Here is a 25,793-nt window from a genome sequence, read left to right as displayed (position 1 = left end):
GAATGAAGATTTCGTGACACGATGCACGCGACTGGTGCGTCGCGCCGGACGTGCATCGACATGCGTCCGGAAGGTGGATGGGAGGGCGCGGCGGAAGGCCGCCTTCCGGCGGCCGTCATCCCCTCGGCGCGTCAGCGCTTGCCCGCGCTCAGCGCGCCGCGCGCGGACGTCGCGTCGCCCTCGTCGTGCTCGCCGCTCGTGTCGCGCGCGCCCCAGCGCTGCGCGAGCGCCGCGCACGCCATCAGCTGGATCTGGTGGAACAGCATCAGCGGCAGCACGACCGCGCCGACCGCGTTCGCCGAGAAGATCACCTTCGCCATCGGGACGCCGGCCGCGAGGCTCTTCTTCGATCCGCAGAAGATGATCGTGATCTGGTCGGCGCGGTTGAAGCCGAGCCGCTTGCTGACGAACGCGGTCAGCAGCAGCGCGATCGCGAGCAGTACGAGGTTGACGACGAGCAGGCCGCCGAGCGCGCGCGGCGGGATCTGGTGCCACAGGCCTTCGTTGACGGCTTCGCTGAACGCGACGTAGACGACCAGCAGGATGGAGCCCTGGTCGACGAAGCGCAGCACGCCGCGGTTGCGGTCGATCCAGCCGCCGATCACGGGGCGCAGCAACTGGCCGGCGATGAACGGCACGAGCAGCTGCATCACGATGCTGCCGACCGTGCTCCACGGCGACGCGGCGCCGGCCGACTGCGACGTGATCATCAGCCCCACGAGCGCCGGCGTGACGAAGATCCCGAGCAGGCTCGACGCGGATGCCGCGCACACGGCGGCCGGCACGTTGCCCTTCGCGATCGACGTGAACGCGATCGACGACTGGACCGTCGACGGCAGCGTGCACAGGAACAGCACGCCCGCATACAGCGTCGGCGTGACGAGCGGCTGCAGCACGGGTTTCAGCGCGAGGCCGAGCAGCGGGAACAGCGCGAACGTGCTCAGCAGCACGACCGCGTGCAGCCGCCAGTGGGTCGCGCCCGCGACGACGGCTTCGCGCGACAGCTTCGCGCCGTGCAGGAAGAACAGCAAGCCGACGGCGATGTTGGTCGCCCAGTTGAACGCGTGGGCGGCCGGGCCGCGGCAGGGCAGGAGGCTCGCGAGCACGACGGTGCCGACGAGCGCGAGCGTGAAGTTGTCGGGAAGAAAACGGGGACGGGCCATCGGGAACTCGATTCGAAAACGACGGAGGCGCGCGTCGCGCGCGCGGATGGCGTCATTGTCCCGGTTGACGATTCACCACACAAATTCATTGTATGAATCGATTGATGAATCGATTGCATGAAACGGTGGTCGTCGCACCGGCCCGGCGACGCGCAATGCGGCAGAAGAATGTTCTGTCGCGATCGCGCCCGGAAGTGAAAAAACCTAGCAGTAACATGGTGTTACACCGATGCCCGCGACATAACACTTTTTGGCTCGACACCGTTTCGGACCGCTCATAAATTACTGCTGAAAGCCTTGGGTCGGCCGAAAGGAGCCGGCGGCGGGCGTGGACAGGCACTGAACGATGACGGAACGGGTGAAACGGAAGATCGGACGATGGGCGGCAGGCGTGCTCGGCGCGTTGCTGGTGCCGCTCGCGCTCGCCCAGCCGCCCCACGGCGGTGGTCATGGGTTCGGCGGCCACGGCTTCGGTGGCGGCGACATGCGCGCGTACGGTCAGCCGAATGGCGGCGGGCCCGGCGGTGTGCCGGTCTGGCGCCGCGTTCCGCCTCCCGGCGGCATGCGTCCCGGCGGCGTGAGCAGCTACGGCTCCCGCTGGGGGCTGCGGCCGACGCCGTCGTACGGCCATTACGCCGCGCAAAGCCCGTATCGTCCGATCAGCGCCGAGGTGCGCCAGATGCCGCGCCCGCCGGGCGGCGGCAACGTGCCGCTGCGTGCGGGCTCGATCCGCGCCGACGTCGCGCGCTACAACGAGGAGCGCGGCGGCCGTCCGATGCCGCCGCCCCGCTCGCAGGAAGAGCCTGCGCACTCGCCGTTTTTCTCCCCGTTCTACCGAAACTGAGCGCCCCGGCGCTCGTCCCCCTGCCGGCTGATGCGAATTCGCCACAGTCGCGCGTAGATTTCCGCTGATTTTCCCGCCGCATTGCGCTATCTTTCGCGCCCGGTACGTGCACGCCACGCCGCCGCCCCGCCGCGCGATCGCGTTTGTGCCGGGCCGCCGCCGCGCATCCGGCCATGTATCGACCCCGCGAAGTTAATGCTGCCGCTATACCCGCAATAAGTGTGCGCAATTTTGACCGGACGAATGATCCGTAAAGATGGCTGCGCCCCACAAGACGCAAGCACTCGGCTCCATAAAACAACGCTCGCGCCACTTATCGACTATCCGACAAAACCTGGAGATCCCATGAAAGCATTTGCTCGCCGTGCGTCGCGCACGTCCGTCAAGCTGATCGCCGCGGCCGCCTGCGTGGCGGCCACTGCGCCCGTCCATGCACAGTCGAGCGTGTCGCTCTATGGTCAGGTCGACGAATGGGTCGGCGCCACCAAGTTCCCGGGCGGCAATCGCGCATGGAACGTGTCGGGCGGCGGCATGTCGACGTCGTACTGGGGCCTGCACGGCGCCGAGGATCTCGGCAACGGCTACAAGGCGATCTTCACGCTGGAAAGCTTCTTCCGCGCGCAGAACGGCCAGTACGGCCGCTTCCAGGGCGACACGTTCTTCGCGCGCAATGCGTACGTCGGCGTCAGCTCGCCGTACGGCACGGTGACGGCAGGCCGCCTGACGACGCACCTGTTCCTGTCGACGATCCTGTTCAACCCGTTCTACGACTCGTACACCTTCTCGCCGATGGTGTACCACGTGTTCCTCGGCCTCGGCACGTTCCCGACCTATCCGAGCGACCAGGGCGCGGTCGGCGATTCGGGCTGGAACAACGCGCTGTCGTACACGTCGCCTTCGTTCGGTGGCCTGAACTTCGGTGCGATGTACGCGCTCGGCAACCAGGCCGGCGACAACCGTTCGAAGAAGTGGAGTGCGCAGTTCAACTACGCGAACGGCCCGTTCGCGGCGACTGCCACGTATCAGTACGTGAACTTCAACAACGGCCCGCAGGATCTGAGCGCGCTCGTCGCCGGCATGAAGAGCCAGGGCATCGCGCTGGTCGGCGCCACCTACGACCTGAAGGTCGTGAAGCTGTTCGGCCAGTACATGTACACGAAGAACGACCAGGTCGCGGGAAGCTGGCACGTGAACACGGCTCAAGGCGGCGTGTCGGTGCCGCTCGGCGTGGGCAACGCGATGGCGTCGTACGCGTACTCGCGCGATGCAGGCGGCCTCGACCAGACGCGCCAGACCTGGGCCGTCGGCTATGACTATCCGCTGTCCAAGCGCACGGACGTCTACGCGGCCTACATGAACGACAAGATCAGCGGCCTGTCGTCGGGCAACACGTTCGGCGCAGGCATTCGCGCGAAGTTCTGACGCGCACGCGCGATCGGTGCGCCGGCCGCGCGCGTAAAAACGCGCGTCCCGGCTGCATGTTTTCTCGCCAGAAACGGCGCCGCCACTCGCGGCGCCGTTTTGCCTTTCTTGACCTTTCTGTTTCCTCGCCTTTGTTACCCTATCTCGTAATTGGACCATTCCCCCGTCATTACGAGCTAGTTCGATGGATACCCTCGTCAGCATGAATGTGTTTCGCTACGTCGTCGAAGTGGGCAGCTTCGTCGGCGCGGCCGAACGCATGCAGATGTCGGCTGCGATGGCGAGCAAGCACGTGATGCATCTCGAGCAGCAGCTCGGCGCGCGGCTGCTGCATCGCACGACACGACGCGTTGCGCCTACCGAGGCGGGACGCGAATACTATGAGCGCCTCGTGCAGGCGCTGTCCGAACTCGACGAAGCCGGGCAGGCCGTCGGTGCCGCGAGCGTGGTGCCGCAGGGCAGGCTGCGCGTGACGTCGCTGTCCGCGTTCGGGCTGCGGCACGTGATGCAGGCCGTCACCGATTACGCGGGCCGCTTCCCGGACGTCACCGTCGACATGACGCTGTCCGATCGCGTGGTCGACCTGATCGAGGAAGGCTACGACGTCGCGGTACGCGCGGCGCCGAACGGATTGAAATCGTCGTCGCTGGTCGCGCGGCAGATCGCGACCGCGCACATCCTGCTGGTCGCGTCGCCCGAGTATCTCGAGAAACGCGGCACGCCGCAGACGATCGCCGATCTCGCGCACCACAACTACCTGCGGCGCGATTCGAATTCGACGATGCTCGACTCGCTGATGATCGACGCGGCCGCTGCGTCGCGCGTGAACCTGAACGGCAACCTGATCGTGAACCATCTCGAAGGGCTGCGTGCGGCCGTGCTCGCCGGCGCGGGCATCGCGCTGCTCGGCACCGAGGTGGTCGGCGACGACATCGAGTCGGGCCGGCTCGTGCCGGTGCTCCTCGATTCGGTGCCGCCGCACGAAGCGCCGATCTATGCGGTGTACGCGAGCCGCCGTCACGTGTCCGCGAAAGTGCGTTCGTTCGTCGACTTCCTCGCGGCGCGTTTCGAAGGGCAGTCGCTGTGCCCGTCGATCGAATCGCGCCTGCGCGTGCTGCCGATCACGCGGATGAAGCGCGCGGTCTGAACTGCGGATTCCGCTGCGGCGGGGCAACAAAAAGCGCGAACCGCTGCGGTTCGCGCTTTTTCTTTGGTGCGACGATTCGAGCGCCGACGGCGGCCGCCACGGCCACCGCTTCCGTCAGCGCGGGATGCCGAGCCGCGCCTTCGCGTCGTCGTACTCGCGCTTCAGCCGCTCGACGAGCGCGGCCACGCTCGGCAGGTCGTCCATCAGGCCGACGCCCTGGCCGGCACCCCAGATGTCCTTCCACGCCTTGGTCTTGTCGCTGCCGAAATTCATCTTCGTCTTGTCCGATTCCGGCAGCGCGTCCGGATCGAGGCCGGCCTTCTCGATGCTCTCGCGAATGTAGTTGCCGTGCACGCCGGTGAAGAGGTTCGTGTAGATGATGTCCGACGATTTCGCGTTCACGATCGCGTGCTTGTAGTCGTCGATCGCGTGCGCTTCCTGCGTCGCGATGAAGCGCGTGCCCATGTACGCGAAGTCGGCGCCCATCGCCTGCGCGGCGAGAATCGAGCCGCCGTTCGCGATCGAGCCGGACAGCACGATCGGGCCGTCGAAGATCTTGCGCACTTCGCCGACCAGCGCGAACGGCGACGTCGTGCCTGCGTGGCCGCCGGCGCCGGCCGCGACGAGGATCAGCCCGTCGACGCCGGCTTCGAGCGCCTTCTGCGCGTGGCGCAGGTTGATCACGTCATGCAGCACGATGCCGCCGTAGCTGTGCACCGCGTCGACGATCTCGCGCGCCGGCGCGCGCAGGCTCGTGATGAAGATCGGCACCTTGTGCTCGACGCACACGCGCACGTCGTGCTCGAGCCGCGCATTCGACTGGTGGACGATCTGGTTGACCGCGATCGGGCCGATCACCGCGTCGGGGTGCTTCGCCTTGTGGTCGGCCAGCTCCGACTGGATCTGCGTGAGCCACTCGTCGAGCAGTTCGGCCGGACGCGCATTGAGCGCGGGAAACGAACCGACGATGCCCGCCTTGCATTGCGCGAGCACGAGTTCGGGGTAGCTGACGATGAACATCGGCGACGCGATGACGGGCAGCGTCAGGTTCTGCAGGACAGCGGGCAATGCCATGTGATGTCTCCAGTCTCCAGGGGCCGTCGGCGTCCGCGCGGTCGCGCGGATGCCGACACCATGCTTTGCATTCGAACGGTGATTCGAGTGTAGCGGCGAACCGGGCGCGTTCGAGGACGTTCATATTAATACGAACGGTCGTGCGATTCTACGCGAGCTTAACAAAATGCGCGGTGTGGCGGCAATCGAGTGAGTGTTCTCTTTCTACGGTTTCGGGTGGTTGTCCCGCTGTGTAGATGCACGGGCACTCATAAAATAGCCGCCATAACAAACCAACGAGAAACAAACCATGTCGTTTGAGGCGTTTGCACCGTTTCGCGTGACGGTGCAGGACACCGACATCTTCGGTGTCAAAGGAGGCGCGGGGCCGCCGCTGCTGTTGCTGCACGGCCATCCGCAGACCCACATGATCTGGCATCGCGTTGCCGCGACGCTCGCGAATCATTTCACGGTGATCGCCACCGACCTGCGCGGCTACGGCGCGTCGGGCCGGCCGCCGAGCGACGCGCAGCACCTGCCGTATTCGAAGCGGGCGATGGCGGCCGACCAGGTCGCGGTGATGCGGCATTTCGGCTTCGAGCACTTCCATGTGTGCGCGCACGACCGCGGCGCGCGCGTCGCGCACCGGCTCGCGCTCGATCACGCGGACGCCGTCGAGCGGATGATGCTGCTCGACATCGCGCCGACGCTCGCGATGTACGAGAAAACCGACCGCGCATTCGCGACCGCGTACTTCCACTGGTTCTTCCTGATCCAGCCGGCGCCGCTGCCCGAGACGCTGGTCGGCGCGCATACCGATGCGTACATCGAGCGCGTGATGGGCAACCGGTCGGCCGGGCTCGCGCCGTTCGCGCCCGAAGCGCTCGACGCGTACCGTGCCGCGCTCGCGCAGCCGGGCGCCGTGCATGCGATGTGCGAGGACTACCGCGCATCGGCGACGATCGACCTCGAGCACGACCGTGCGGATCTCGAGCGCGGCAACAAGGTCGCGTGCCCGCTGCGCGTGCTGTGGGGCGAGCACGGGATCGTCGGCCGCTGCTTCGATCCGCTCGACGAATGGCGGCGCGTCGCACGCGACGTCAGCGGCCGCGCGCTCGACTGCGGGCACTACATTCCGGAAGAGGCACCCGTCGCGCTGATCGACGAACTGCTCGCGTTCTTCGAGGCGCGCGACCCGGCCGCATGAGGGGGCGGGCAGGCGGCACGCGCCGCCCGCTGCTCAGCGGTGCGTGTGGTCGTCCTCGACGAGCGGCGGCAGGCGGCGCGGCACCGGCGTCGATTTCACGATCGCGGTGCTCGTCTCCGCGCGCTCGGTCACCTTCGACAGGATGTCGTCGAGGTGCTCGATCGTGCGCAGGTAGAGCCGGCAGATGAAGCAGTCTTCGCCGGTCACCTTGTCGCATTCGACGAATTCCGGAATGCGCCGCAGCAACTCCTCGACCAGGTGCAACTGGCCCGGCAGCGGCTTCACGCGGACGATCGCCTGCAGCGTGTAGCCGAGCGCGCGCGGGTCGAGCTCGACGGTGAACGCGGCGATCACGCCCTGCGCTTCGAGCCGCCGCACGCGGTCGGCGGTCGCGGGCGCCGACAGCCCGATCTGCCGCGCAAGTTCGCTGGTGGCGATGCGCGCGTCGTCGGCGAGCGCCGCGAGAATCGCGCGGTCGGTCGCGTCGAGCGACGCGACGGCAGGCGGGGAAAGGCGTTTCGGCATGATCGCTTTGCTTTCGAAGGTGATTCGGCTGATTCACTTCAGTTTAGCCATGGTTGCGGCGAAAGCAAGTTTCTAGAATCGAAGTCATCCACCCTCTGCAACGGAGTTCATGATGGCCTCGAATGAAATGCGCCGCGGTGCCGCCGAGATGGTCGTCGCGATGCTGATGTCCGGCACGATCGGCTGGCTCGTGATGTCGTCGCAGCAGCCGCTGACGAATGTCGTGTTCTTCCGCTGCCTGTTCGGCGCCGCGACGCTCGCGATCGTCTGCGCGGCGTTCGGCTTCCTGCGCCGCGCGTTGTTCTCGCCGCGGATGCTCGCGCTCGCGACGCTCGGCAGCGTCGCGATCGTCGCGAACTGGCTGCTGCTGTTCGCCGCGTATTCGCGCGCGTCGATCTCGATGGCCACCGCCGTCTACAACACGCAGCCGTTCATGCTCGTCGCGCTCGGCGCGATCGTGTTCCGCGAACGGATCACCGCGTCGACGGTGGCGTGGCTCGCGCTGGCGTTCGCCGGGCTCGTGTTCGTGGTGCGCGTCGAGCCGTCCGTGCTCGCGGTGCCCGGCGAATATCTCGAAGGCGTGGCGCTGTCGCTCGGCGCGGCATTCCTGTACGCGATCTCGTCGATCGTCACGAAGCACCTGAAGGGGACGCCGCCGCATCTGCTCGCGCTGCTGCAGGCCGGCCTCGGCGTCGTGCTGCTCGCGCCGTTCGCGCACTTCGGCACGCTGCCCGCGACGGCCGCGCAATGGCTCGACCTGATCGTGCTCGGGGTCGTCAACACGGGCCTGATGTACGTGCTGCTGTACGGCGCGATCCAGAAGCTGCCGACTGCGATGACGGGCGCGCTGTCGTTCGTCTATCCGGTCGTCGCGATCGTCGTCGATCACGTCGCGTTCGGGCAGACGCTCGCGTGGACGCAGGTGTTCGGCGCGCTGCTGATCCTGCTCGCGGCGGCCGGCGTGAACCTCGGCTGGCGCATCGTGCCCGCGCGTCGGGCGGCCGTCGGCAACTGAAACGGTCGTACGATTCGGCGCCGCGGCGCGATGCCGTTGCGGCCCGCCGAACGTGAATGCCGGGAACGACGATTGCGCGCGAAAGCGGCTCGCGCGCAGGCGGGAAAGGCGCTGTAAGAAGTTGTAGGGAAACACCCGATGCGATGCGGCCGCGTCGCTCGTATGATGCGTGCTGTGACGTTGATCACGTTCACAGGATTCCGATCTCGACGCCGTTCGCCCGTGAGGCTGAACGGCTTTTTTTTATGCTTCGCTCCCGGCGAGCAGGCGCCGCCGTGCGTCGAGCCGCGCGAGCAGCGCGCGCCTCGCGTCGTCGTCCGACGCCCGCCATCCCTTGATCTCGTCACGCGTGCGCAGGCAACCCGCACACCAGTCGGTGCGCGGATCGATCCGGCATACGTCGGTGCACGGCGACGCGACCGTCGCGACCGGCACCGCTACCGTCACGTCGCTCATGCGGGCTCCCGCAACGCGACGTCCGCAACCGGCGCGCCCGTCAGCGACACGAGTTCGTCCGGCGACAGGTTGAACACCGCGTGCGGATGGCCGGCCGCGGCCCACAGGCTGTCGAGCGTGAGCAAGTCGGCGTCGATCAGCGTGACGGGTTCGACGAGATGGCCGATCGGGCAGACGCCGCCGATCGCGTAGCCGGTGTTGTCGCGCACGAACTTCGCGTCCGCGCGGCCGACCGCGCCGACCTGCGCGGCCACCTTCTTCTCGTCGACGCGATTGACGCCGCTCGCGATCACCAGCACGGGCGCGCCGTCCGACTGCCGGCGAAACAGGATCGACTTCGCGATCTGCGCGACCGAACAGCCGAGCCCGGCCGCGGCTTCGGCCGACGTCTTGCCGGTTTCGGCGAGCATCACGATGCCGTTCGCATGGCCGCGCTCGCGCAGCAGGAGCGCGACGCGTCGCGCGGAATCGGGGAGGGAATCGAAGGAAGCAGGTGTCGTCATGTTGAGGAATCCGTGAAGTGCCGTGGTCACACGCAGGTCGCGTCGTCGGCCGCGCTTTGTGCCTTGGCGAGCAGTGCACGACCGGCGCGCGACACGTTCGCGCGGCCGATCGCGTTCGAGATGAAGTCGCCGGCGGCGACGACTTGTGCGAGATCGATGCCGGTGTCGATGCCGAGGCCCTGCATCAGGTACAGCACGTCCTCGGTCGCGACGTTGCCGGTCGCGCCCTTCGCGTACGGGCAGCCGCCCAGGCCCGCGACCGACGCGTGGAAGATCTCGATCCCTTCGAACAGCGCCGCGTAGATGTTCGCGAGCGCCTGGCCGTAGGTGTCGTGGAAGTGGCCCGACAGGCGTTCGCGCGGGAACACGCGCGTGACGGCCGCGAGCACTTCGCGCGTACGCTTCGGCGTGCCGACGCCGATCGTGTCGGCGATGTCGATCTCGTCGCAGCCGAGCGCCGCGAAGCGCTCGACGACGTCGACGACCGACGCGACCGGCACCTCGCCCTGGTACGGGCAGCCGAGCGTGCACGACACGCTGCCGCGCAGCCGCAGGCCCGCGTCCTTCGCGGCCTTCGCGACGGGCTCGAAGCGCGCGATGCTCTCGGCGATGCTGCAGTTGATGTTCCGCTGCGAGAACGCCTCGCTCGCCGCGCCGAAGATCACGACTTCGTCCGCGCGTGCGGCGACCGCGTTCTCGAAGCCCTTGAGGTTCGGCGTGAGCACCGAGTACACGGTGCCCGCGCGGCGCTCGATGCCGGCCATCACGTCGGCGCCGTCGGCCATCTGCGGCACCCATTTCGGCGACACGAACGACGCGGCCTCGACATTGCGGAAGCCGGCGCGCGACAGCCGGTCGACGAGCGCGATCTTCACGTCGGTCGGCACGAACGTCTTCTCGTTCTGCAGGCCGTCGCGCGGGCCGACTTCGACGATCTTGACGGCGGTGGGGAACGTCATGGTTGTCTCCTGATTTTTCGGTAGGGCGGAATTCAGTAGCCGCGCGCGTAGTCGACGACGCCGCCGACACGCTTGCCGCGCTCGAACGCGCGGATCTTGCCGGCGATCTGCTCGACGGCTTCCGCGCGCAGCGTCTCGGCCGAGCTGTGCGGCGTGATCGTGATGCGCGGCGCGTGCCAGAACGGATGGTCTGCCGGCAGCGGTTCATGCTGGAACACGTCGAGCGTGGCCGCGGCGATCCGGCCGCTCGCGAGCGCGTCGAGCAGGTCGGCCTCGACGAGATGCGCGCCGCGCGCGACGTTGACGACGTACGCGCCGGGCGCGAGCCGCGCGAATGCGCGCGACGACAGGATGCCGTCGGTGTCGGGCGTGCTCGGCAGCAGGTTGACGAGCACCTTCGCGCCGTCGATGCATGCGTCGAACGCGCCTTCGCCGGCGAAGGTCGTGACGCCGTCGAGCTGCTTCGCGCTGCGGCTGTAGCCGCGCACGGGCAGGCCGAGCGCGGCGAGTACGCGCGCGACCTGCGCGCCGAGCACGCCGAGGCCGAGCACGGCGACGGTAAAGCTCGCGCGCGGATGCGGTTCGAGCGGCTGCCAGCGGCGCTCGCGCTGCAGCGCATCGTATTCGTCGAAGCGGCGCAGGTAGCGCAGCACCGCGTGCGTCACGTATTCGACCATCTGCTGCGCCATGCCCGAATCTTCCAGCCGCACGAGCGGCACGTGCGCGGGCAGCGTGCCCGGATGCGCGCGCTCGAGCGCGAGCAGTGCGTCGACGCCCGCGCCGAGGTTGAAGATCGCGCGCAGGCCGTCGCGCGGTGCGAAGAATTCGCGCGGCGCGCGCCACACGAGCGCGTAGTCGGCGGCGGCCGTGTCGCCCGGCTGCCACGCGCGCAGCTCGGCTTCCGGCAGCGCGTGCGCGATCTCGTCGCGCCATGCGGCGGCTTCCTGGTGCGGGGAGTAGAACAGGATCTTCATTGCGTGATGGCGTGCGCGCCGGCGGGGCGCGTCACGGGCAGGGCGAGCGGGGCCGGGCGCAGCGCGCCGGCGGGCGTAGCGGACATCGTGCGTCTCCTGACGACCGGGCCCGGCGCATCGGCGCCCGGCCCGGCTCGGTGTGAAGCTGGCGGGAAGCCCACATTCTACGGTTTCGCGGCGCATTGCGCCGTCGCGCGGGATGTCCGCCCGGCGCGCGCGGCCGCCGGAGTGCCGGCCACCGGGGCGCCGGCCGCGCAAAAGCAAAGCACAAAATATTGGTTCGGCCGCCGCGGCCGCCGCGCCACAATCGAACCTCGTCTTCAAGCAAGCGAGGGCAATCATGAGCGCATGCAGCAAATCGGCGTGGCCGCCACGGCTCGTCACCGTTCCGGGCCTGCACGGCAGCGAAGGCGCTCACTGGCAAACCTGGCTGGAGCGGCAGTTTCCGCGTTCGCTGCGCGTCGAGCAGGACGACTGGGACGCGCCCGATCTCGCAGGCTGGGCGCACTCGGTGCGCACGCTGCTCGATCGCGAGCGCGGCCCGTTCGTGCTCGCCGCGCACAGCTTCGGCTGCCTCGCGGCCGCGCATGCGCTCACGCAGGGGCCGCATGCGGGCGATGTCGCGGGCGTCCTGTTCGTCGCGCCCGCCAGCCCGAAGAAATTCACGTTCGCCGGGCCGTTCGACGCGCGCCGGCTCGCGGTGCCGTCGATCGTGATCGGCAGCGAGACCGATCCGTGGATGCCGCTCGCCGATGCGCGCGCGCTCGCACAACGCCTGGGCAGCGCGTTCGTGAACCTCGGCGACGCCGGGCACATCAACACGGCAGCCGGCTTCGGACCGTGGCCGCGCGCGAAATACTTCATCGATACGCTGGTGCATTGCGCGGCGCCGCTGCGCTTTCGCGACGCGGACGACGGCTTCGAAACCGCGCTCGTCGACCGCGCGCTGGCGCACGCGGTCTGACGGCGCAGGCCGTCGCGCTTACGACGCCGCGACCGGCTTGACGGCGGCCGGATCCGAATAGCTCGGCCGGCCGTTTTCCACGTGGCCTGCGTAGCGGCGCGAGAACGTGCCGTTCGCGCCGTCGCTGACCGTCACGTCGTACCAGTGGTGGCTCGACGCGAGCGCCCACTGCTCGACCTGCTCGTCGCCGCCGTGCAGCGTCACCTGCCGCGACGGCGCACCGTACGCGTTGTCGGTCAGCGTCAGCGTGACGCGGGCGCCGCCGTGGTTGCGCAGCTTCAGGTACAGGTTCCCGTTCGCGATGTCGTAGCCGGCCTTCACCTCCGGCTGCGCCGGGTTGCGGTGACGCGCGGTCGCGGCCGACACGTTGCCGGAGAACACGCGCACGAAGCCGTTCGGCCCGTACACCGAGAACGCATACACGCCGTTCGTCTCCGTCAGGTCGAAGTCCGCGTGCAGCACGCGGCGCGCGCCGACCGTATAGCGCCACGGCCCGTCGGTGCGGTTCGTCGCGTACACGTGGAAGTGCGCGCCCTGGTTGCCGCGGTTCGCGAACTCGATGCGCAGCTTCGTCCCGCCATAGAGGCTCGCGTTCACGTGCAGCTCGTACGGCAGCGCGCGCGCGGGCCGCACGCCGGGCTCCTGCGGATCGACCGGCGACGGCGTCGCGGGCACGGTCGGCGCGGGCTGCGACGTGCACTGCTGGTCCGCGATCGAGCGGTACTGGCTCGTGTCGGGCAGCGGCGGGAACGATGCATCCGACGAGCGGAAGTCGAACGCGGCGGTGAGGTCGCCGCACACGGTGCGGCGCCACGGCGTGATGTTCGGTTCGTCGATGCCGAAGCGTTCGCCGATGAAGCGGATCACCGACGTGTGGTCGAACACCTGCGAGCACACGTAGCCGCCCTTGGTCCACGGCGACACGACCGTCATCGGCACGCGCGGCCCGAGGCCGTACGGCAGGCCGTCGGCCGTATAGCTGCCGCCGCGGCCCGGGTTCACGACCGTATGCAGCTCGCCGTCGGTCGTCACGGTCGATGCGCCCTGCGCGGCCGACGTCGGCGGCTGCGGCGGCACGATGTGGTCGAAGAAGCCGTCGTTCTCGTCGTACATGATGAACAGCACGGTCTTGCGCCACACGTCCGGGTTCGACGTGAGCGCATCGAGGATCTGCGACGTGTAGTTCGCGCCGTACGCGGGCGTGTATTTCGGATGCTCGGAGAACGCGGCCGGCGGGCACAGCCACGATACCTGCGGCAGCCGGTCGTTGATCACGTCGTCCTTCAGGTTGTCGAGCGTGCGCACCGTCTGCGCGCGCTGGTACAGCGACGAACCGGGCTTCGCGTTGATGAAGTTCGCGAAGTTCTGCAGCACGTTGGTGCCGTAGTTGCCGTTGTACGGATCGTTGCCGGTCGTGCCCTGCTGGTAGATCTGCCACGACACGCCGTGCGCCTCGAGGCGTTCGGGAAAGGTCGTCCACGACAGCAGCTGGTACGCCGGCGGCCCGTCGCCGTCGACGTAGTCGCTGTTGTCGAGCAGCGGGCCGCCGAACTTGCCGGTCGGGTCGACCGTGCCCGTCATCAGGTACGAGCGGTTCGGGTGCGTCGGCCCCGGCAGCGAGCAGAAGTAGTTGTCGCACACGGTGAACGCATCGGCGAGCGCGTAGTGGAACGGGATGTCCTCGCGCACGTGATAGCCCATCGTCATGTCGGTCTTGTTCGCGGGCCACTGGTCGTAGCGGCCGCCGTCGATCGCCGCGTGCGTCTTGTACCACGAGTGGTCGAGATCGCCCACGCACTGCGCGCTCGTCGTCAGCGTGTTCAGCCGGAACGGCAGCACGGGCTTGCCCGGATCGGCCTTCGACGGCTGGTACCACACCGGCTTGCCGTTCGGCAGCGGGATCGGGAAGCGGTCGTTGTAGCCGCGCACGCCGCGCAGGTGTCCGAAGTAATGGTCGAACGAGCGGTTTTCCTGCATGAACACGACGATGTGCTCGACATCGCGGATCGTGCCGGTGCCGCGCGCGGCGGGAATCGCGAGCGCGCGGCGGATCGATTCGGGAAAAGCGTTGAGCGCAACGGCGGCGCCCGCGGATTGTGCGACGGTATGCAGGAAACGGCGGCGGCTCGATGACGTCATATTGTTCACCTCGGTTCTGCGGTCGGGGGGGGCGGAAGCGGCGGGATCAGCCCGGCGACGATGCCGCGGCGCTCGACGCGGCCGCGTTCGTTGCGTTCGTCGCAGGCTTCGCGTCGTCGTCGTCATCGGGCGGGTAGTGCACGACGGGCGGCGCGAGCGGTGCGGCATCGGACGCGGCGGCGTTCGCGGCGGCACCGTTGTTGAACGCGCTGGCGGCGCCGGCCGATGCGCCGGCTTGCTGCGAGGCGTCGGTCGCGTGGGCGTCGTGCTGCCCGTCGTCGCTGCAGGCGGCGACGAGAACGGCGGCACACAGAACGACGACGACGGAAACGCGACGCATGACTTCTCTCCTGGCAGGCTGATCGGGAAACGTTTTCGAGTATGCCGGTGCGATGCGACGTTTCGGTGAATCGTTTGCGTCCGGCATGTGATCGCGAAAGGCTTTCGTCAGGCTGACCAACGGCTTTCGCGTGCGGCGGACCGGCAGCCGGCTGCCGTCGATCGCTGCCGGTCAGCGCCTCGGCGTCCTGCGCCGCACCTCGCTGCGCAGCCAGTCGAGCCACGTGCGGATCGCCGCTTCGTGCGGATGGCCGGGGCGCCACACGACGTAGTGCGCATACACGTCGGTCACGCGCACCGTCGACACGCGCACGAGCGTGCCGTCCGCGAGCTCGGGTTCGATCAGCGAGCGGCGCGCGAGTGCGACGCCGCGGCCTTGCAGCGTCGCGTCGATCAATGCGTTCGCATCGGTGAAGCGCGGCGCGCGCGCGGATTCGGTGAGGTCGAGCCGCGCGGCCTGGAACCACGGCTCCCAGGGCTGCGCGGGATGGCGCAGCAGCGTCGCGCGCACGAGATCGGCCGGCACGCGTGGCGCGATGCCGTCGCGGTTGCGGTACGCGGGGCTCGCGACCGGGAAGATCGTCTCGTTCATCAGCTTTTCGGCGACGACGCCCGGCCAGGTGCCGGGCCCGTAGCGCAGCGCGACGTCGATGCGATCGCGCTTGCGCAGCGGCGCGAGCGCCACGTCCGGGTGCAGCGCGATCGCGATGTGCGGATGCGCGGCCGTGAAGCGCGGCAGGCGCGGCGCGAGCCAGCGCTCGGCGACACTCGGCAGCACGCTGACGTTCAGCGTCACGTCGCAGGTACGCGGGCGGCTGCGTACCGCGAGTGCCGGCTCGAACGCGCGTTCGAGCACGCTCAGGCCCTGGCGCACCTGCAGCGCGAGCGCGTGCGCGGCATGCGTCGGTGTCGCGCCGTTGCGTTCGCGCGTGAAGAGCGGATAGCCGAGCTGCGCCTCGAGCGCGCGGATGTGCTGGCTCACCGCGCCTTGCGTGAGCGCGAGCGCGTCGGCCGCGCGCGTGAAGCTCTGCAGCCGCACGGCGGTCTCGAACGCGCGCAGCGTCTGCAGCGGAGGGAGGTGGATGCGTCGCATGCGGGTATTAGTAACACTAATGTCCGAGCACGACAATTCATCGTTTGTCGCGCACCGGTACGCGTTCCTACACTCGGTTCCGTCTTCCACAGTCCCGTCGGGCCACACACCATGAACGCATATCGTCTCTATCTTTCGCCGGGCGCCTGCTCGCTTGCCGCCCACATCGCGCTGGAGGAAACCGGCGCGCCGTTCGACGTCGAGATCGTCTCGGTGCAGAAGCGGCAGAACCTCGCGGCGCCCTATCTCGCGATCAACGCGAAGGCGCGCGTGCCCGTGCTCGCGATTCCGGGCGAGTCGCGCGTGCTGACCGAAACACCGGCGATCCTCACGTATCTCGCTCGCCGCCATCCGGATGCGCAGCTGCTGCCGCCCGGCGATCCGCTGCGCGAGGCGCGGTGTCACGAATGGCTTGCCTGGCTGGTCGGCTGGGTGCACGGCGTCGGTTACGGTGCGTTGTGGCGGCCGGGCCGCTTCATCGACGATCCGGCGCTGCACGGTGCGGTCAGCACGCACGGGCGCGGCACGATCGAAGCGGCGAATGCGTCGATCGAAGCCGCGCTCGCCGACGGCCGCACGTGGGCCGAGCCGGGCGCGCATTCGATCGTCGATCCGTTCCTGTTCGTGCTGTATCGCTGGGGCGCAGCGATCGGACTCGACATGACGCGGCATGCGGCGTGGACGGCCCATGCGCAGCGCGAGGCCGAGCGGCCGGCGGTGCGACGCGCGCTGGCGCGCGAGGCGGCCTGACGGATGTGCGGGTGTCGCGGTGTGTGCCGCGACGCCCGCATGAGGCGGGCCGCTGCTATTTCGCGGAGAACAGCGGATAGGTCGCGCAGGCGATCAGCGCGGTCGCGAGCCACACCACGCTCCACGAACTGACCGCGAGCAGCGGCGGAATCGCGAGCGGCGTCGCGAACAGCCCGAGGTAGACGACCGTGTTCGCCATCCCGAGCGCGGTGCCCGCGTGGTTGGCGCCCGCGAGCGTCGCGAGCTCCGTGTACGCGACGCCGTGCCACGCCGACACGCAGATGCCGGCAAGCACGAGAATCGCGACGATCGCGGCGAGCGGCACGTGCGCACTGCCGGCCGTTGCGGCTGCGAGCAGCGCGAACGACCCGGCCGCGACGAATACCGATCCGCGCAGATACGCGCGCCGGTTGCCGTGCCGGTCGGTATGACGGCCGCTCCACACGCGCATCGCCATCGCGCCGATCTGCAGCACGACCATCGCGGCGCTGATGCCGGCGAGGCCGAGCCGGCCGAAGTCGTGCAGGAACACCGTCGCGAACGTGAGCACCGCGAACTGCGGCGTGCACAGCAGGCCGATGCCGACCACGATGCGCCACACGGGGCCGCTCGCGAGCGGATTGCGCGCATGCTGCGCGGACGGCTGCCGCTCGGCGGGGCGATGCGTGGCGAGGTGCGGCGCGGCCGGCTCGGCGGGCGGCTCGTGCAGCCAGCGCCAGGTCAGCGCGGCCGATCCCGCGCACAGCAGCATCAGCGCGCCGAACACCGCGGCGAAGCCGAGATGCGACGCGAGCGACGGCAGCAGCGCCGCGCCGACGCCGCCGCCGAGCGGCACGGCCGTCTGGCGGATGCTCATCGCGAGCCCGCGTTCGCGCTCGCCGAACCAGCGCATCACCGCGCGTCCGCTCGACCCGTTCACGCTGCCGCCGAGCAGGCCGACGCAGCACATCGCCGCGACGACGCGCATCAGCGGCGGTACCGCGTGCGCGGTCGGGACGATCGTGCACACCATCAGCGCGAGCATCGCGGCCGTCGCGACGAGCCCGGTCAGCAGCACGCGGCGATCGCCGAAGCGGTCGGCCGCGATCCCCCACGGCAGCTCGGACAGCGCGACGCCGAAGCCGAGCGCGCCGAGCACGAGGCCGAGCGCGCCGTTGTCGAGGTGATAGGCCGAACGCATCCAGACGGCCGTGGTCGGAATGCCGGCCGCGGCCGCCGAAAAGCTCATGTTCGCGGCGACGCCGGCTGCCAGCACGCGCCAGCGATGGGCCGCGCCGCGCGCGGCGCGGGCGGGCGAGGAGGAGGAAACGATGCACGAGGTATCCATGGCGGCAGGCCCGGTTGGAAATTGACATCCCTAGTCTGGCGGCCTACATTCATCCTGAAAATCGGAAAGTATTTGATGAATCGTTCGATGAAACAGGATGATTGAGATGCCCGGACAAGACATTCCGCGCGGCGGCGAGCCGCTCGCCTGGGCCGATGCCGCGCTGGCGCGGCCCAACTTCGACGTGGCCGCGCTGCGCAGCCTCGTCGCGGGCGTGGATCTCGGCAGCTTCGCGAAGGCGGCCGACCGCGTCGCGCGCTCGTCGTCGGCGGTGAGCGCGCAGATCCGCAAGCTCGAGGAGCAGGCCGGCACGCCGCTGTTCGTGAAGGCCGGGCGCGGGCTCGCGCTGACCGACGCCGGCGACGCGATGCTGCGTTATGCGCGGCGGATGATCGCGCTGAACGACGAAGCTGCGGCGGCCGTGCGCGGCGTGAATCTCGACGGCTGGGTGCGTGTCGGGCTGCAGGAAGATTTCGGCGAGGCGATCCTGCCGGACGTGCTCGGGCGATTCGCGCGTGCGCATCCGAAGGTGAAGATCGAGGCGCGCGTGGCGTGCAATGCCGACCTGTTCGAGCGGCTCGATGCGAACCAGCTCGATCTGGCGCTGGTATGGGGTGATCCTTCGTTGGCCGAGTTCGTGTCGCGGGCGGGGATCGGCAGCGAAACGATCGCGCAGGTGCCGATGCAATGGATCGGTGCGGTGGGCGCCGGTGGATTCGGGGTACCGGAGGGCGACGACGGGGCCGAAGGTGATGCGGATGAAACGAACGGCCGTGTCGAGCGAGCACGCGGCGAGCCGCTGCCGCTCGTCGTGTTCGACCGGCCGTGCCGGTTCTTCGGCACGGCGACCGATGCGCTCGATCGCGCGGGCATGGCGTGGCGCATTGCGTTCACGACGCCCAGCCTCGCCGGGTTATGGGCCGCGGCGGCGGCCGGCCTCGGGCTGACGGTGCGCTCGCACTACGGGCTGCCGGCGTCGGTGCGCGTGCTCGACGCGGCGTCGTGCGGGCTGCCGGCACTGCCGAGCCTGCCGTTGATCCTGCTGCGGCGCACGTCGTCGGCGACGCCGACGGTCGACCGGCTCGCGCGGATCGTGACGCAGGCGGTGCGGGAGGCGACGGAGGGGGCGGGGGCGCTGGCGGCATGATATCGATCGGCAAGCGTGCGTTCGGCTGGACGTTCGGCCCATTGGTGCAACAGGGTGAATGCCGTAACAATGGTGGGTCACCCAATGGAGCCCATCATGCAAGTTGCCACTGTCCCCGAAGCCACGCTCAACCTGCAAAGGCTGCTCGATGCCGCGATCGCCGGCGAACGTGTCGTGATCACGCAGAACGGCAAGCAGTCGGTCCGGCTCGTACCGCTCAGGCCGATTCATCCGTACGGAGCGCTTGAGGGGGAGATCTGGATCGCCGACGACTTCGATGCGCCGCTCCCCGATGATTTATTGGACGCGTTCGAAGGCAAGTAATGCGACTGCTGTTCGATACGCATATCTTTCTCTGGATGGTTGCGAATAATCCGAGGCTGAGTGTTCGCGCGCGCAGGTTGATTGATTCCGCGGACGAAGTGTTCATCAGCAGCGCGAGCATCTGGGAAGTGGCCATCAAAGCCGGCAAGGGGAAGCTGGATGTCGATGTGGATCGGCTGGTCGACAAGCTCAAGACGAGTCAATACCGCGAACTGCCCGTTCGGGCGGCGCACGGTGCGGCCGTTCGTCATCTTCCCCTCCACCATGGCGACCCGTTCGACCGATTGCTGGTCGCGCAGGCCTCGTACGAGCCGATGGTGCTCATCACCGCCGACGGCCATCTTGCGCGGTATGGCGCGTCAAGAATCTTGACGGTCTGAAACAGTTTCGGGATCGAATCTCTACGCCGCCGCACCAGCCGACGCGGACGCATCGAGCTCCGCACAGAGCTTGTCCAACCGTTCCCGCAACCCCTCGCTCGCCGGCACGAACGGCAGCCGCAACCCGTCCTCGCACCACCCTTGCGCGGCGAGCACGGCCTTCACCGGCGCCGGGTTCGGCTCCGCGAACAGCGCCGCGACGAGCGGCTGCAGCGCGACCGACAGGCGTCGCGCGTCGGCGAGCCGCCCGTCGCGCAACAGCGCATGGATCCGCACATGCCATTCGGGCAGCACGTGCGCGCTGCTCGCGATCGCGCCGTGCGCGCCCGCGCACATCGCCGCGAAGTTCTGGTTGTCGTCGCCGGACAGGATCGTGAGCGGCGTGTCGTGCACGAGCCGGCTCATCCGGTCGAGCGTGCCGCCGCATTCCTTGATGCCGGCGACGCGCGGGTCGCGCGCGAGCGCCTGCAGCGTGTCCAGTTCGACGTTCACGCCGGTGCGGTACGGGATGTTGTAGACGAGCACCGGCAAGTCGGCCGCGTCGACGATCGCCTCGACATGGCGGCGGATGCCGTCCTGCGTCGGCCGCACGTAGACGGGCGGCGTGACGAGCAGCCCGTCGGGTCGCAGCGCGGCAAGTTCGCGTGCGCGCGCGGCCGCGAAGTGCGTCGCGCTCGCGGTCAGCCCGACGACGATCGGCAGTCCGGGCGCCGCGTCGCGCAGCGTCGCGAACACCGCATCCTGTTCGCGGGAGTCGAGCAGCACGCCTTCGCCGGTCGTCGCGCCCGCGACGAAGCCCGCGATGCCTGCGCCCGCGTAGTGACGCGCGAGCCGAGCGAGCGCTGCATGGTCGACTTCGCCGTGGTGAAACGGCGTGATGATCGGCAGCCAGATACCTTCGAAACGTGTGTTCATGCAAAGCCTCATGGTGGAAACGGAGTGGGAAGGAACCGTTCCGCCGGCGGGGTGCCGGAGCGAGGCGTGCATGCAAGGAGAAAGAAACGACCTGCGGGCATCCCGTCCGGCATTCGCCTGACGGGACGCGACGTCCCCGTCAGTCGAGGAGTCGTTTTTTCAGTTTCAGCCCGGCCGCGCGCGTACCTGCCGCGACGGCGGCGAGGATCGAAAGCGAGCGCAGGGTGGCGGACATGGACGAACCGTGAGTGGGCTGAGCGGCGATCTTAACACCGGATCGGCGGCGCGCGCGAGCGTCGGCCGGCGTTTAGCAGGATTCGAGATTTGCTTTCCACGACTGATTGGAAAGACCGCCGCGCCCGGCCGCTAGAATGCCCGCTTACGTTTCGATGACAGCGCGTACGCGTGCCGTCACGCACATTCACCACCACTGGAAACGGGGCACATCACGATGGCAAGCATCAAGGGGATCGGCCGCTGGCTGCACACGGGCGCGGCGGCGGCGCTGGTCGTGGCGGCGACGGCCGCGCACGCGGACACGTCGATCCTGAACGTGTCGTACGACGTGACGCGCGAGCTGTACAAGGACATCAACACGAGCTTTGCCGCCGCGTACAAGCAGAAGGCCGGCGAGACCGTCACGATCAAGCAGTCGCACGGCGCGTCGAGCGCGCAGGCGCTGTCGGTGCTGCAGGGGCTGCAGGCCGACGTCGTGACGATGAACCAGCCGAACGACATCGACCTGCTCGCCGAGCGCGGGCAACTGCTGCCGAAGGACTGGCGCGCGCGCTTCCCGGACAACAGCTCGCCGTATTCCACGACGATGGTGTTCCTCGTGCGCAAGGGCAATCCGAAGGCGATCAAGGACTGGAGCGATCTCGCCAAGCCGGGCGTCCAGGTGATCATCGCGAACCCGAAGACGTCGGGCAACGGCCGCTACGCGTATCTTGCCGCGTGGGGCTTCCAGAAGCAGAAGGGCGCGACCGACCAGCAGGCGCTCGACTTCGAGAAGGCGATCTTCCGCAACGTGCCGGTGCTCGACTCGGGCGGCCGCGGCGCGACGACGACGTTCACGCAGCGCGGCATCGGCGACGTGCTCGTCACGTTCGAGAACGAAGTCGCGCTGATGGACACCGGCGCATCGGGCGCGCAGTTCGACGCCGTGTATCCGTCGGCGAGCATCCTCGCGGAGCCGCCCGTCGCCGTCGTCGACAAGGTCGTCGACAAGAAAGGCACGCGCAAGGTCGCGCAGGCCTATCTCGACTACCTGTACACGCCGGAAGCGCAGGAGATCATCGCGCAGCACCATCTGCGCCCGCGCGACGCGAACGTGCTGAAGAAGCATGCGGCCGAGTTCAAGGCGCTGAAGACGTTCAGCGTCGAGCAGGTTTTCGGCAGCTGGGCGAACGCGCAAAAGACGCATTTCGCCGACGGCGGCACGTTCGACCAGGTGATCGTCGACCGGAAGTAAGCACGGCGCGCATCGCGCGCGGCCCACACGACGACATCGCAGCCGGCTGCACACGCGGCCGGTTTTTTTTCGGCATCGCGCGGCGGACTTCCGTTTCGCGACGGCACGCATTCCCGACCGCCGCCGCGCATGCTACGCTCATCGCCTCCCTGCAACCGGCGCCGCGCGATGACCGTCGATTCGTCCTCCCCAGCCCCCCGCGGCCGTGGCCGCAAGATCTGGTCGGGCACCCGCCCGGTGATCGCATACGGGATGCCGCCGCTCGGCTGGCGCGATTTCTACCATCGCGCGCTGACGGTGAGCTGGCCCGTGTTCTTCCTGTCGCTCGCGGTGCTGTTCCTGCTGCTCAACGGCGGCTTCGCGACGCTCTACCTGCTCGGCCATGCGCCGATCGCGAACCAGTCGCCGGCCGGCTTCGGCGGTGCGTTCTTCTTCAGCGTCGAGACGCTCGCGACCGTCGGCTACGGCGACATGCATCCGCAGACCGTCTATGCGCACCTCGTCGCGACGTTCGAGATCTTCGTCGGGATGTCGAGCATCGCATTGGCCACGGGGCTCGTGTTCGCGCGCTTCTCGCGGCCGCAGGCGAAGATCCTGTTCGCGCGCAACGCGATCGTGCGGCCGCTGAACGGCAGGATGACGCTGATGGTGCGCGCCGCGAATGCGCGCCAGAACGTGATTGCCGAGGCGCAGGCGAAGTTGCGGCTGATGCGCATCGAAGGCACGCACGAGGGCTACTCGCTGCGCAAGATCCACGACCTGCCGCTCGTGCGCAGCGAGCACCCGATCTTCCTGCTCGGCTGGAACCTGATGCACGTGATTGACGAGTCGAGCGCGCTGTTCGGCGAGACGCCCGAATCGCTCGCCGCGCGCGACGCGTCGTTGCTGATCACGATCGAGGGCTCGGACGAAACGACCGCGCAGGTCATGCAGGCGCGTCATTCGTGGGCGCATGACGAGATCCGCTGGCGTCACCGCTATGTCGACCTGATGCACGACGAGGACGGCATCACGCACATCGACTACACGTATTTTCATGAAGTCGTGCCGATCGACGTCGACACCGACGAGCGTGGGTCGCCCGGCGTGGTGGTCGAAGCGGGCGCGTCGGCGCAGGGTCCGGGCGCGCAGGCGTGAGCGAGGGGCCGGCCTCTCGCGCGTCACGCGTGCAGCAATCGCGCCGCTTCGCGTTGTTCGATCGCCACGGCGCGACGAAACGCGTCGCGATCCTCGGCGCGTGCGACGTAGTCGCCGAGCACGCCTTCGGCCGGCAGCAGATGCGCGTCGAACGCGATCTTCAGCGTGCTGGCGAGCAGCAGGTCGGCCGCGGTAAAGCGATCGCCGACGAGCCACGGGTGATGGGCGAGCGCTTGCGCGAGTGCGCGTTGCACACGCGTGATGTTGCCCCAGCCGAACGCGACCGGATTGCCCGACGCGCCGGTGAATTTCTCGGCCATCGCCGGTTCGAGGCAGGTCGGCGTGAAGAACATCCATTGGAGGAAGCGGCCGCGCAGCGGATCGTCGGGCGCGATGCCGAGCCCGGCGCCCGGGCAGCGATCGGCGAGGTAGAGCAGCACGGCACCCGATTCGGCGAACGGCGCGCTGCCGTCGTCGAGCGCGGGCAGCTTGGCCATCGGGTTGACCTGCACGAATGCGTCGCTGCCCTGTTCGTGCGAGCGCAGGTCGATCGGCACGAGTTCGTACACCACGCCGGTTTCCTCGAGCATCCACAACGCCCGGAATGCCCGGGTCTTCGGCCAGTAGTAGAGCTTCATCGCGCCTCCGCGTTTGGGTGCCGGTGTCGGTCAGGTCGATGCTCAAGCGTACCCGAGCGCAGGAGGTTCGGACAGGGGCGGCGAGGGGCGTCCGGCCAAGGGCGGTACGGCTGAGCGAGTCTGTTGGCGGCGTTGTGTGTCGAGCGTGAATCGGGCGGAAAATCCGGCAAGGCCCGGTGGGATAAGGAGGTTTTGGAATAACTAGTTATATGAGGACTAGTTATGAAGATCGACAAAAATCCTGTGGAAAATGACATAGCGCCCCATGTACGCCGCGCCCCCCGCAGCCTCCTGGCACATGACCTCGCAGGCATTCGACCACGACCGCCAAAGCATCGCGAAACACGGACATCACTGGAGACAAGTCACGCATGGCAAACGACGATCGCACCACGATCATTTCGCGGAGAACACCGGAATCGGCGGCCATGGTGGCCGAGGTCAAGCGCGCGATGGCGATCACCGCGCGGCTCAACCGTCTGACGTTCGACGATGCATGCGAGGTTCGTGCATTGTTCGGAGAACTGATCGGCACGCAGGTCGACGACGGCTTCGTGCTGATCCCGCCGTTTCACGCGACGGGTGGCACCGGCATGAAGCTCGGGCGCAACGTGTTCGTCAACCAGAACTGCACGTTCTACGACCTGGGCGGACTCGAGATCGGCGACGACGTGATGATCGGCCCGAACGTCAGCCTGATCACGTCCGGTCATCCGATCGAGCCTTCGCGGCGGCGCGACGGCGTCGTCGCGAAGCCGATCGTGATCGAACGGAACGTTTGGATCGGCGCCGGCGCGACGATCATCGGTGGCGTGACGGTCGGCGAGAATTCGGTCGTCGCGGCCGCGGCGGTCGTCACGCGCGACGTTCCGCCGAATACGCTGGTCGGCGGCAATCCGGCAGCGGTCATCCGGTCGATTGCCGAATGACATTGCCCGGGCGCGCGTGCCGGCGCGATCGCGCATCGATGAGCGGATGTGGACAACCCGCTAGACGACGACTCGAAACGCTGTGCATTTGAACGGTGAGGGTGCCGCCGAGGCAGTCCGGACAAGCCTTTGCGGGTGTCCCCGGTTGCGGTGCACCGAGGCGTTCGCCGATGTGCGCATGGCGATCCCGTCGCGCAACCGGTTGTGGATATCCTCGCTCCGAAACGACTCGGCGCGCTGTGGATTTCACCGGTGAGGATCGCCTGATGTCGCGCAATACGTGAAGAAGGGTGTGGACAACTCGCTCCGAGACCAAGCGAAATGCTGTGAAATCCAACGGTGAGTGTCGAAGCCGATCGCGCGACGCGCCAGTTCCAGCAAGGCTCGCCGGCCTTTGCCGTGATTCGGCGCGCCGCGCATTCTGACGGAATGCAAGAATGCGCGACCGAGCCCGATGTGCGTCGCGACGCCGATATCCGGGTCCGGATCGCGATCGAGCGGGCGTGCATTCTAACGGCAAGCGCGGGCACGTGGTCCGGAACGTGCGAATTTCGTCGCGCATTCGCGATCTCCCAAGCGACTCGACGCGCTGTGGAATTCAACGGTGAGTATCCGCGCATCATTGGCCGGCAGCCCGTCCGGGCGCGGCCGTCCGGCTGATGACGTCGCCTGGAGCACGTGCCGTGTCAGGCGCACCGTGCGCATTTCAGTGTGGATATCCGCCCGCCGAAACGACTCGCGGCACTGTGTTTTTCGACGGTGAGTGTCAGCGTCCGATCGGGTGACCAGCCGCCTCCGGCATGGATTGCCGCGTCGCCGGCGCTCGATGAAACGCGCCTCCGCGAGCGATCGGCCGATTTTCCCCGATGTGGATATCCGGCCCCCCAAGCCACTCGAAGCGCTGTGATTTTCACCGGTGAGCATACGCGCACGGCCCGCTGGCAATGCAGGTCCGGCCGTGGAAAACAGCCG

27 protein-coding genes are annotated in these 25,793 nt (G+C 68.3%); 14 read left to right on the top strand and 13 right to left on the bottom strand.

What is annotated here, in order from left to right; translation table 11 throughout:
• Positions 1 to 131: 131 nt before the first annotated feature.
• Positions 132 to 1,163: a bile acid:sodium symporter family protein gene (locus tag DIE03_RS17250; protein ID WP_124452354.1), complete on the bottom strand. Its 1,032-nt coding sequence runs from the start codon at positions 1,161 to 1,163 to the stop codon at positions 132 to 134.
• A gap of 346 nt (positions 1,164 to 1,509) precedes the next feature.
• On the opposite strand from DIE03_RS17250, the gene DIE03_RS17245 reads away from it, so the two are divergent.
• From DIE03_RS17245 to DIE03_RS17235, 3 genes are all read left to right on the top strand, one after another.
• Positions 1,510 to 2,007 carry a peptide-binding protein gene (locus DIE03_RS17245; RefSeq protein WP_124452352.1) on the top strand — a complete coding sequence of 166 codons (498 nt, stop codon included), beginning with the start codon at positions 1,510 to 1,512 and terminating at the stop codon, positions 2,005 to 2,007.
• A gap of 345 nt (positions 2,008 to 2,352) precedes the next feature.
• Positions 2,353 to 3,429, top strand: coding sequence for a porin (locus DIE03_RS17240; RefSeq protein WP_124452350.1), 1,077 nt, complete (start codon positions 2,353 to 2,355; stop codon positions 3,427 to 3,429).
• Positions 3,430 to 3,613: 184 nt separating this feature from the next.
• Positions 3,614 to 4,576, top strand: a complete 963-nt coding sequence (locus DIE03_RS17235) for a LysR family transcriptional regulator (RefSeq protein WP_124452348.1) — start codon at positions 3,614 to 3,616, stop codon at positions 4,574 to 4,576.
• Between the two features lie 114 nt (positions 4,577 to 4,690).
• Here the strand turns inward: DIE03_RS17235 and DIE03_RS17230 are convergent, their stop codons facing one another.
• Positions 4,691 to 5,650 carry a nitronate monooxygenase family protein gene (locus DIE03_RS17230; protein WP_124452346.1) on the bottom strand — a complete coding sequence of 320 codons (960 nt, stop codon included), beginning with the start codon at positions 5,648 to 5,650 and terminating at the stop codon, positions 4,691 to 4,693.
• Between the two features lie 289 nt (positions 5,651 to 5,939).
• Here DIE03_RS17230 and DIE03_RS17225 point away from each other — a divergent pair, with 289 nt between their 5' ends.
• The gene (locus tag DIE03_RS17225; protein WP_124452344.1) at positions 5,940 to 6,836 is read left to right on the top strand and encodes an alpha/beta fold hydrolase; all 897 of its coding nucleotides are present in this window, start codon (positions 5,940 to 5,942) and stop codon (positions 6,834 to 6,836) included.
• Positions 6,837 to 6,869: 33 nt separating this feature from the next.
• Here the strand turns inward: DIE03_RS17225 and DIE03_RS17220 are convergent, their stop codons facing one another.
• Complete coding sequence (locus DIE03_RS17220) at positions 6,870 to 7,361, bottom strand: Lrp/AsnC family transcriptional regulator (protein WP_124452342.1); 492 nt, start codon at positions 7,359 to 7,361, stop codon at positions 6,870 to 6,872.
• Positions 7,362 to 7,473: 112 nt separating this feature from the next.
• On the opposite strand from DIE03_RS17220, the gene DIE03_RS17215 reads away from it, so the two are divergent.
• Positions 7,474 to 8,376 carry a DMT family transporter gene (locus DIE03_RS17215; RefSeq protein WP_124452340.1) on the top strand — a complete coding sequence of 301 codons (903 nt, stop codon included), beginning with the start codon at positions 7,474 to 7,476 and terminating at the stop codon, positions 8,374 to 8,376.
• A gap of 243 nt (positions 8,377 to 8,619) precedes the next feature.
• Here the strand turns inward: DIE03_RS17215 and DIE03_RS17210 are convergent, their stop codons facing one another.
• The 4 genes from DIE03_RS17210 to DIE03_RS17195 are packed head-to-tail and all read right to left on the bottom strand — an operon-like array spanning position 8,620 to position 11,268.
• Positions 8,620 to 8,832 carry a DUF1289 domain-containing protein gene (locus DIE03_RS17210; protein ID WP_124452338.1) on the bottom strand — a complete coding sequence of 71 codons (213 nt, stop codon included), beginning with the start codon at positions 8,830 to 8,832 and terminating at the stop codon, positions 8,620 to 8,622.
• The gene (locus DIE03_RS17205) at positions 8,829 to 9,335 is read right to left on the bottom strand and encodes a YbaK/EbsC family protein (protein WP_124452336.1); all 507 of its coding nucleotides are present in this window, start codon (positions 9,333 to 9,335) and stop codon (positions 8,829 to 8,831) included. Before DIE03_RS17205 ends, DIE03_RS17210 begins: the two co-directional genes overlap by 4 nt.
• 26 nt (positions 9,336 to 9,361) lie before the next feature.
• Positions 9,362 to 10,294 (bottom strand): hydroxymethylglutaryl-CoA lyase, encoded by a 933-nt coding sequence (locus tag DIE03_RS17200; RefSeq protein WP_124452334.1) that lies wholly within the window; start codon positions 10,292 to 10,294, stop codon positions 9,362 to 9,364.
• A 32-nt stretch (positions 10,295 to 10,326) separates the two neighbouring features.
• Positions 10,327 to 11,268, bottom strand: a complete 942-nt coding sequence (locus DIE03_RS17195; protein ID WP_124452332.1) for a glyoxylate/hydroxypyruvate reductase A — start codon at positions 11,266 to 11,268, stop codon at positions 10,327 to 10,329.
• A gap of 340 nt (positions 11,269 to 11,608) precedes the next feature.
• Between DIE03_RS17195 and DIE03_RS17190 the strand changes: the two genes are divergently transcribed.
• On the top strand, positions 11,609 to 12,232 hold the full coding sequence (locus tag DIE03_RS17190) for an alpha/beta hydrolase (RefSeq protein ID WP_124452330.1): 624 nt from the start codon (positions 11,609 to 11,611) through the stop codon (positions 12,230 to 12,232).
• Positions 12,233 to 12,250: 18 nt separating this feature from the next.
• Here DIE03_RS17190 and DIE03_RS17185 read toward each other — a convergent pair whose 3' ends face one another.
• The 3 genes from DIE03_RS17185 to DIE03_RS17175 all read right to left on the bottom strand — a co-directional run bounded on the left by DIE03_RS17185 (position 12,251) and on the right by DIE03_RS17175 (position 15,803).
• Positions 12,251 to 14,371, bottom strand: a complete 2,121-nt coding sequence (locus tag DIE03_RS17185) for a phosphocholine-specific phospholipase C (RefSeq protein ID WP_124452328.1) — start codon at positions 14,369 to 14,371, stop codon at positions 12,251 to 12,253.
• A gap of 46 nt (positions 14,372 to 14,417) precedes the next feature.
• Positions 14,418 to 14,711: a hypothetical protein gene (locus DIE03_RS17180; RefSeq protein ID WP_124452326.1), complete on the bottom strand. Its 294-nt coding sequence runs from the start codon at positions 14,709 to 14,711 to the stop codon at positions 14,418 to 14,420.
• A gap of 171 nt (positions 14,712 to 14,882) precedes the next feature.
• Complete coding sequence (locus tag DIE03_RS17175) at positions 14,883 to 15,803, bottom strand: LysR substrate-binding domain-containing protein (protein WP_124452324.1); 921 nt, start codon at positions 15,801 to 15,803, stop codon at positions 14,883 to 14,885.
• A gap of 111 nt (positions 15,804 to 15,914) precedes the next feature.
• Here DIE03_RS17175 and DIE03_RS17170 point away from each other — a divergent pair, with 111 nt between their 5' ends.
• A complete protein-coding gene (locus tag DIE03_RS17170) occupies positions 15,915 to 16,553 on the top strand; it encodes a glutathione S-transferase N-terminal domain-containing protein (RefSeq protein WP_124452322.1) in 639 nt (212 codons plus the stop codon).
• Positions 16,554 to 16,608: 55 nt separating this feature from the next.
• Here the strand turns inward: DIE03_RS17170 and DIE03_RS17165 are convergent, their stop codons facing one another.
• Positions 16,609 to 17,880: an MFS transporter gene (locus DIE03_RS17165; RefSeq protein WP_124452320.1), complete on the bottom strand. Its 1,272-nt coding sequence runs from the start codon at positions 17,878 to 17,880 to the stop codon at positions 16,609 to 16,611.
• A gap of 106 nt (positions 17,881 to 17,986) precedes the next feature.
• Here DIE03_RS17165 and DIE03_RS17160 point away from each other — a divergent pair, with 106 nt between their 5' ends.
• The 3 genes from DIE03_RS17160 to DIE03_RS17150 all read left to right on the top strand — a co-directional run bounded on the left by DIE03_RS17160 (position 17,987) and on the right by DIE03_RS17150 (position 19,731).
• Positions 17,987 to 19,027 (top strand): LysR substrate-binding domain-containing protein, encoded by a 1,041-nt coding sequence (locus DIE03_RS17160; RefSeq protein ID WP_124452318.1) that lies wholly within the window; start codon positions 17,987 to 17,989, stop codon positions 19,025 to 19,027.
• A gap of 96 nt (positions 19,028 to 19,123) precedes the next feature.
• Positions 19,124 to 19,351 carry a type II toxin-antitoxin system Phd/YefM family antitoxin gene (locus tag DIE03_RS17155; protein ID WP_260434901.1) on the top strand — a complete coding sequence of 76 codons (228 nt, stop codon included), beginning with the start codon at positions 19,124 to 19,126 and terminating at the stop codon, positions 19,349 to 19,351.
• Entirely contained in the window at positions 19,351 to 19,731 is a 381-nt protein-coding gene (locus DIE03_RS17150; protein WP_124452314.1) for a type II toxin-antitoxin system VapC family toxin, read from the top strand. The genes DIE03_RS17155 and DIE03_RS17150 overlap by 1 nt, the downstream gene beginning before the upstream one ends.
• A 21-nt stretch (positions 19,732 to 19,752) precedes the next feature.
• Here the strand turns inward: DIE03_RS17150 and dapA are convergent, their stop codons facing one another.
• Positions 19,753 to 20,646: a 4-hydroxy-tetrahydrodipicolinate synthase gene (gene dapA, locus DIE03_RS17145; RefSeq protein ID WP_124452311.1), complete on the bottom strand. Its 894-nt coding sequence runs from the start codon at positions 20,644 to 20,646 to the stop codon at positions 19,753 to 19,755.
• 451 nt (positions 20,647 to 21,097) lie between these two features.
• On the opposite strand from dapA, the gene DIE03_RS17135 reads away from it, so the two are divergent.
• Positions 21,098 to 22,117, top strand: coding sequence for a sulfate ABC transporter substrate-binding protein (locus DIE03_RS17135; protein ID WP_124452309.1), 1,020 nt, complete (start codon positions 21,098 to 21,100; stop codon positions 22,115 to 22,117).
• A 168-nt stretch (positions 22,118 to 22,285) separates the two neighbouring features.
• The gene (locus tag DIE03_RS17130; RefSeq protein ID WP_124452307.1) at positions 22,286 to 23,254 is read left to right on the top strand and encodes an ion channel; all 969 of its coding nucleotides are present in this window, start codon (positions 22,286 to 22,288) and stop codon (positions 23,252 to 23,254) included.
• A 23-nt stretch (positions 23,255 to 23,277) separates the two neighbouring features.
• Here DIE03_RS17130 and DIE03_RS17125 read toward each other — a convergent pair whose 3' ends face one another.
• Positions 23,278 to 23,892 (bottom strand): glutathione S-transferase family protein, encoded by a 615-nt coding sequence (locus DIE03_RS17125; RefSeq protein WP_124452305.1) that lies wholly within the window; start codon positions 23,890 to 23,892, stop codon positions 23,278 to 23,280.
• A gap of 371 nt (positions 23,893 to 24,263) precedes the next feature.
• On the opposite strand from DIE03_RS17125, the gene DIE03_RS17120 reads away from it, so the two are divergent.
• Together DIE03_RS17120 and DIE03_RS17115 are read left to right on the top strand one after the other, a co-directional pair.
• The gene (locus DIE03_RS17120) at positions 24,264 to 24,821 is read left to right on the top strand and encodes a DapH/DapD/GlmU-related protein (protein WP_124452303.1); all 558 of its coding nucleotides are present in this window, start codon (positions 24,264 to 24,266) and stop codon (positions 24,819 to 24,821) included.
• A gap of 339 nt (positions 24,822 to 25,160) precedes the next feature.
• Entirely contained in the window at positions 25,161 to 25,481 is a 321-nt protein-coding gene (locus DIE03_RS17115; protein ID WP_124452301.1) for a hypothetical protein, read from the top strand.
• Positions 25,482 to 25,793: the final 312 nt, after the last annotated feature.

The sequence above is a fragment of the Burkholderia sp. Bp8992 genome (genome assembly GCF_003853705.1).
Lineage (GTDB): Bacteria > Pseudomonadota > Gammaproteobacteria > Burkholderiales > Burkholderiaceae > Burkholderia.
The sequence above is the reverse complement of the archived record's forward strand: the minus strand, read 5'-3'. Positions and strand labels throughout refer to the sequence as shown.

Coding starts and splice junctions, on each gene's coding strand:
- DIE03_RS17250 (WP_124452354.1), bottom strand. CDS start 1,163: ATGGCCCGTCCCCGTTTTCTTCCCGACAACTTCACGCTCGCGCTCGTC.
- DIE03_RS17245 (WP_124452352.1), top strand. CDS start 1,510: ATGACGGAACGGGTGAAACGGAAGATCGGACGATGGGCGGCAGGCGTG.
- DIE03_RS17240 (WP_124452350.1), top strand. CDS start 2,353: ATGAAAGCATTTGCTCGCCGTGCGTCGCGCACGTCCGTCAAGCTGATC.
- DIE03_RS17235 (WP_124452348.1), top strand. CDS start 3,614: ATGGATACCCTCGTCAGCATGAATGTGTTTCGCTACGTCGTCGAAGTG.
- DIE03_RS17230 (WP_124452346.1), bottom strand. CDS start 5,650: ATGGCATTGCCCGCTGTCCTGCAGAACCTGACGCTGCCCGTCATCGCG.
- DIE03_RS17225 (WP_124452344.1), top strand. CDS start 5,940: ATGTCGTTTGAGGCGTTTGCACCGTTTCGCGTGACGGTGCAGGACACC.
- DIE03_RS17220 (WP_124452342.1), bottom strand. CDS start 7,361: ATGCCGAAACGCCTTTCCCCGCCTGCCGTCGCGTCGCTCGACGCGACC.
- DIE03_RS17215 (WP_124452340.1), top strand. CDS start 7,474: ATGGCCTCGAATGAAATGCGCCGCGGTGCCGCCGAGATGGTCGTCGCG.
- DIE03_RS17210 (WP_124452338.1), bottom strand. CDS start 8,832: ATGAGCGACGTGACGGTAGCGGTGCCGGTCGCGACGGTCGCGTCGCCG.
- DIE03_RS17205 (WP_124452336.1), bottom strand. CDS start 9,335: ATGACGACACCTGCTTCCTTCGATTCCCTCCCCGATTCCGCGCGACGC.
- DIE03_RS17200 (WP_124452334.1), bottom strand. CDS start 10,294: ATGACGTTCCCCACCGCCGTCAAGATCGTCGAAGTCGGCCCGCGCGAC.
- DIE03_RS17195 (WP_124452332.1), bottom strand. CDS start 11,268: ATGAAGATCCTGTTCTACTCCCCGCACCAGGAAGCCGCCGCATGGCGC.
- DIE03_RS17190 (WP_124452330.1), top strand. CDS start 11,609: ATGAGCGCATGCAGCAAATCGGCGTGGCCGCCACGGCTCGTCACCGTT.
- DIE03_RS17185 (WP_124452328.1), bottom strand. CDS start 14,371: ATGACGTCATCGAGCCGCCGCCGTTTCCTGCATACCGTCGCACAATCC.
- DIE03_RS17180 (WP_124452326.1), bottom strand. CDS start 14,711: ATGCGTCGCGTTTCCGTCGTCGTCGTTCTGTGTGCCGCCGTTCTCGTC.
- DIE03_RS17175 (WP_124452324.1), bottom strand. CDS start 15,803: ATGCGACGCATCCACCTCCCTCCGCTGCAGACGCTGCGCGCGTTCGAG.
- DIE03_RS17170 (WP_124452322.1), top strand. CDS start 15,915: ATGAACGCATATCGTCTCTATCTTTCGCCGGGCGCCTGCTCGCTTGCC.
- DIE03_RS17165 (WP_124452320.1), bottom strand. CDS start 17,880: ATGGATACCTCGTGCATCGTTTCCTCCTCCTCGCCCGCCCGCGCCGCG.
- DIE03_RS17160 (WP_124452318.1), top strand. CDS start 17,987: ATGCCCGGACAAGACATTCCGCGCGGCGGCGAGCCGCTCGCCTGGGCC.
- DIE03_RS17155 (WP_260434901.1), top strand. CDS start 19,124: ATGCAAGTTGCCACTGTCCCCGAAGCCACGCTCAACCTGCAAAGGCTG.
- DIE03_RS17150 (WP_124452314.1), top strand. CDS start 19,351: ATGCGACTGCTGTTCGATACGCATATCTTTCTCTGGATGGTTGCGAAT.
- dapA (WP_124452311.1), bottom strand. CDS start 20,646: ATGAACACACGTTTCGAAGGTATCTGGCTGCCGATCATCACGCCGTTT.
- DIE03_RS17135 (WP_124452309.1), top strand. CDS start 21,098: ATGGCAAGCATCAAGGGGATCGGCCGCTGGCTGCACACGGGCGCGGCG.
- DIE03_RS17130 (WP_124452307.1), top strand. CDS start 22,286: ATGACCGTCGATTCGTCCTCCCCAGCCCCCCGCGGCCGTGGCCGCAAG.
- DIE03_RS17125 (WP_124452305.1), bottom strand. CDS start 23,892: ATGAAGCTCTACTACTGGCCGAAGACCCGGGCATTCCGGGCGTTGTGG.
- DIE03_RS17120 (WP_124452303.1), top strand. CDS start 24,264: ATGGCAAACGACGATCGCACCACGATCATTTCGCGGAGAACACCGGAA.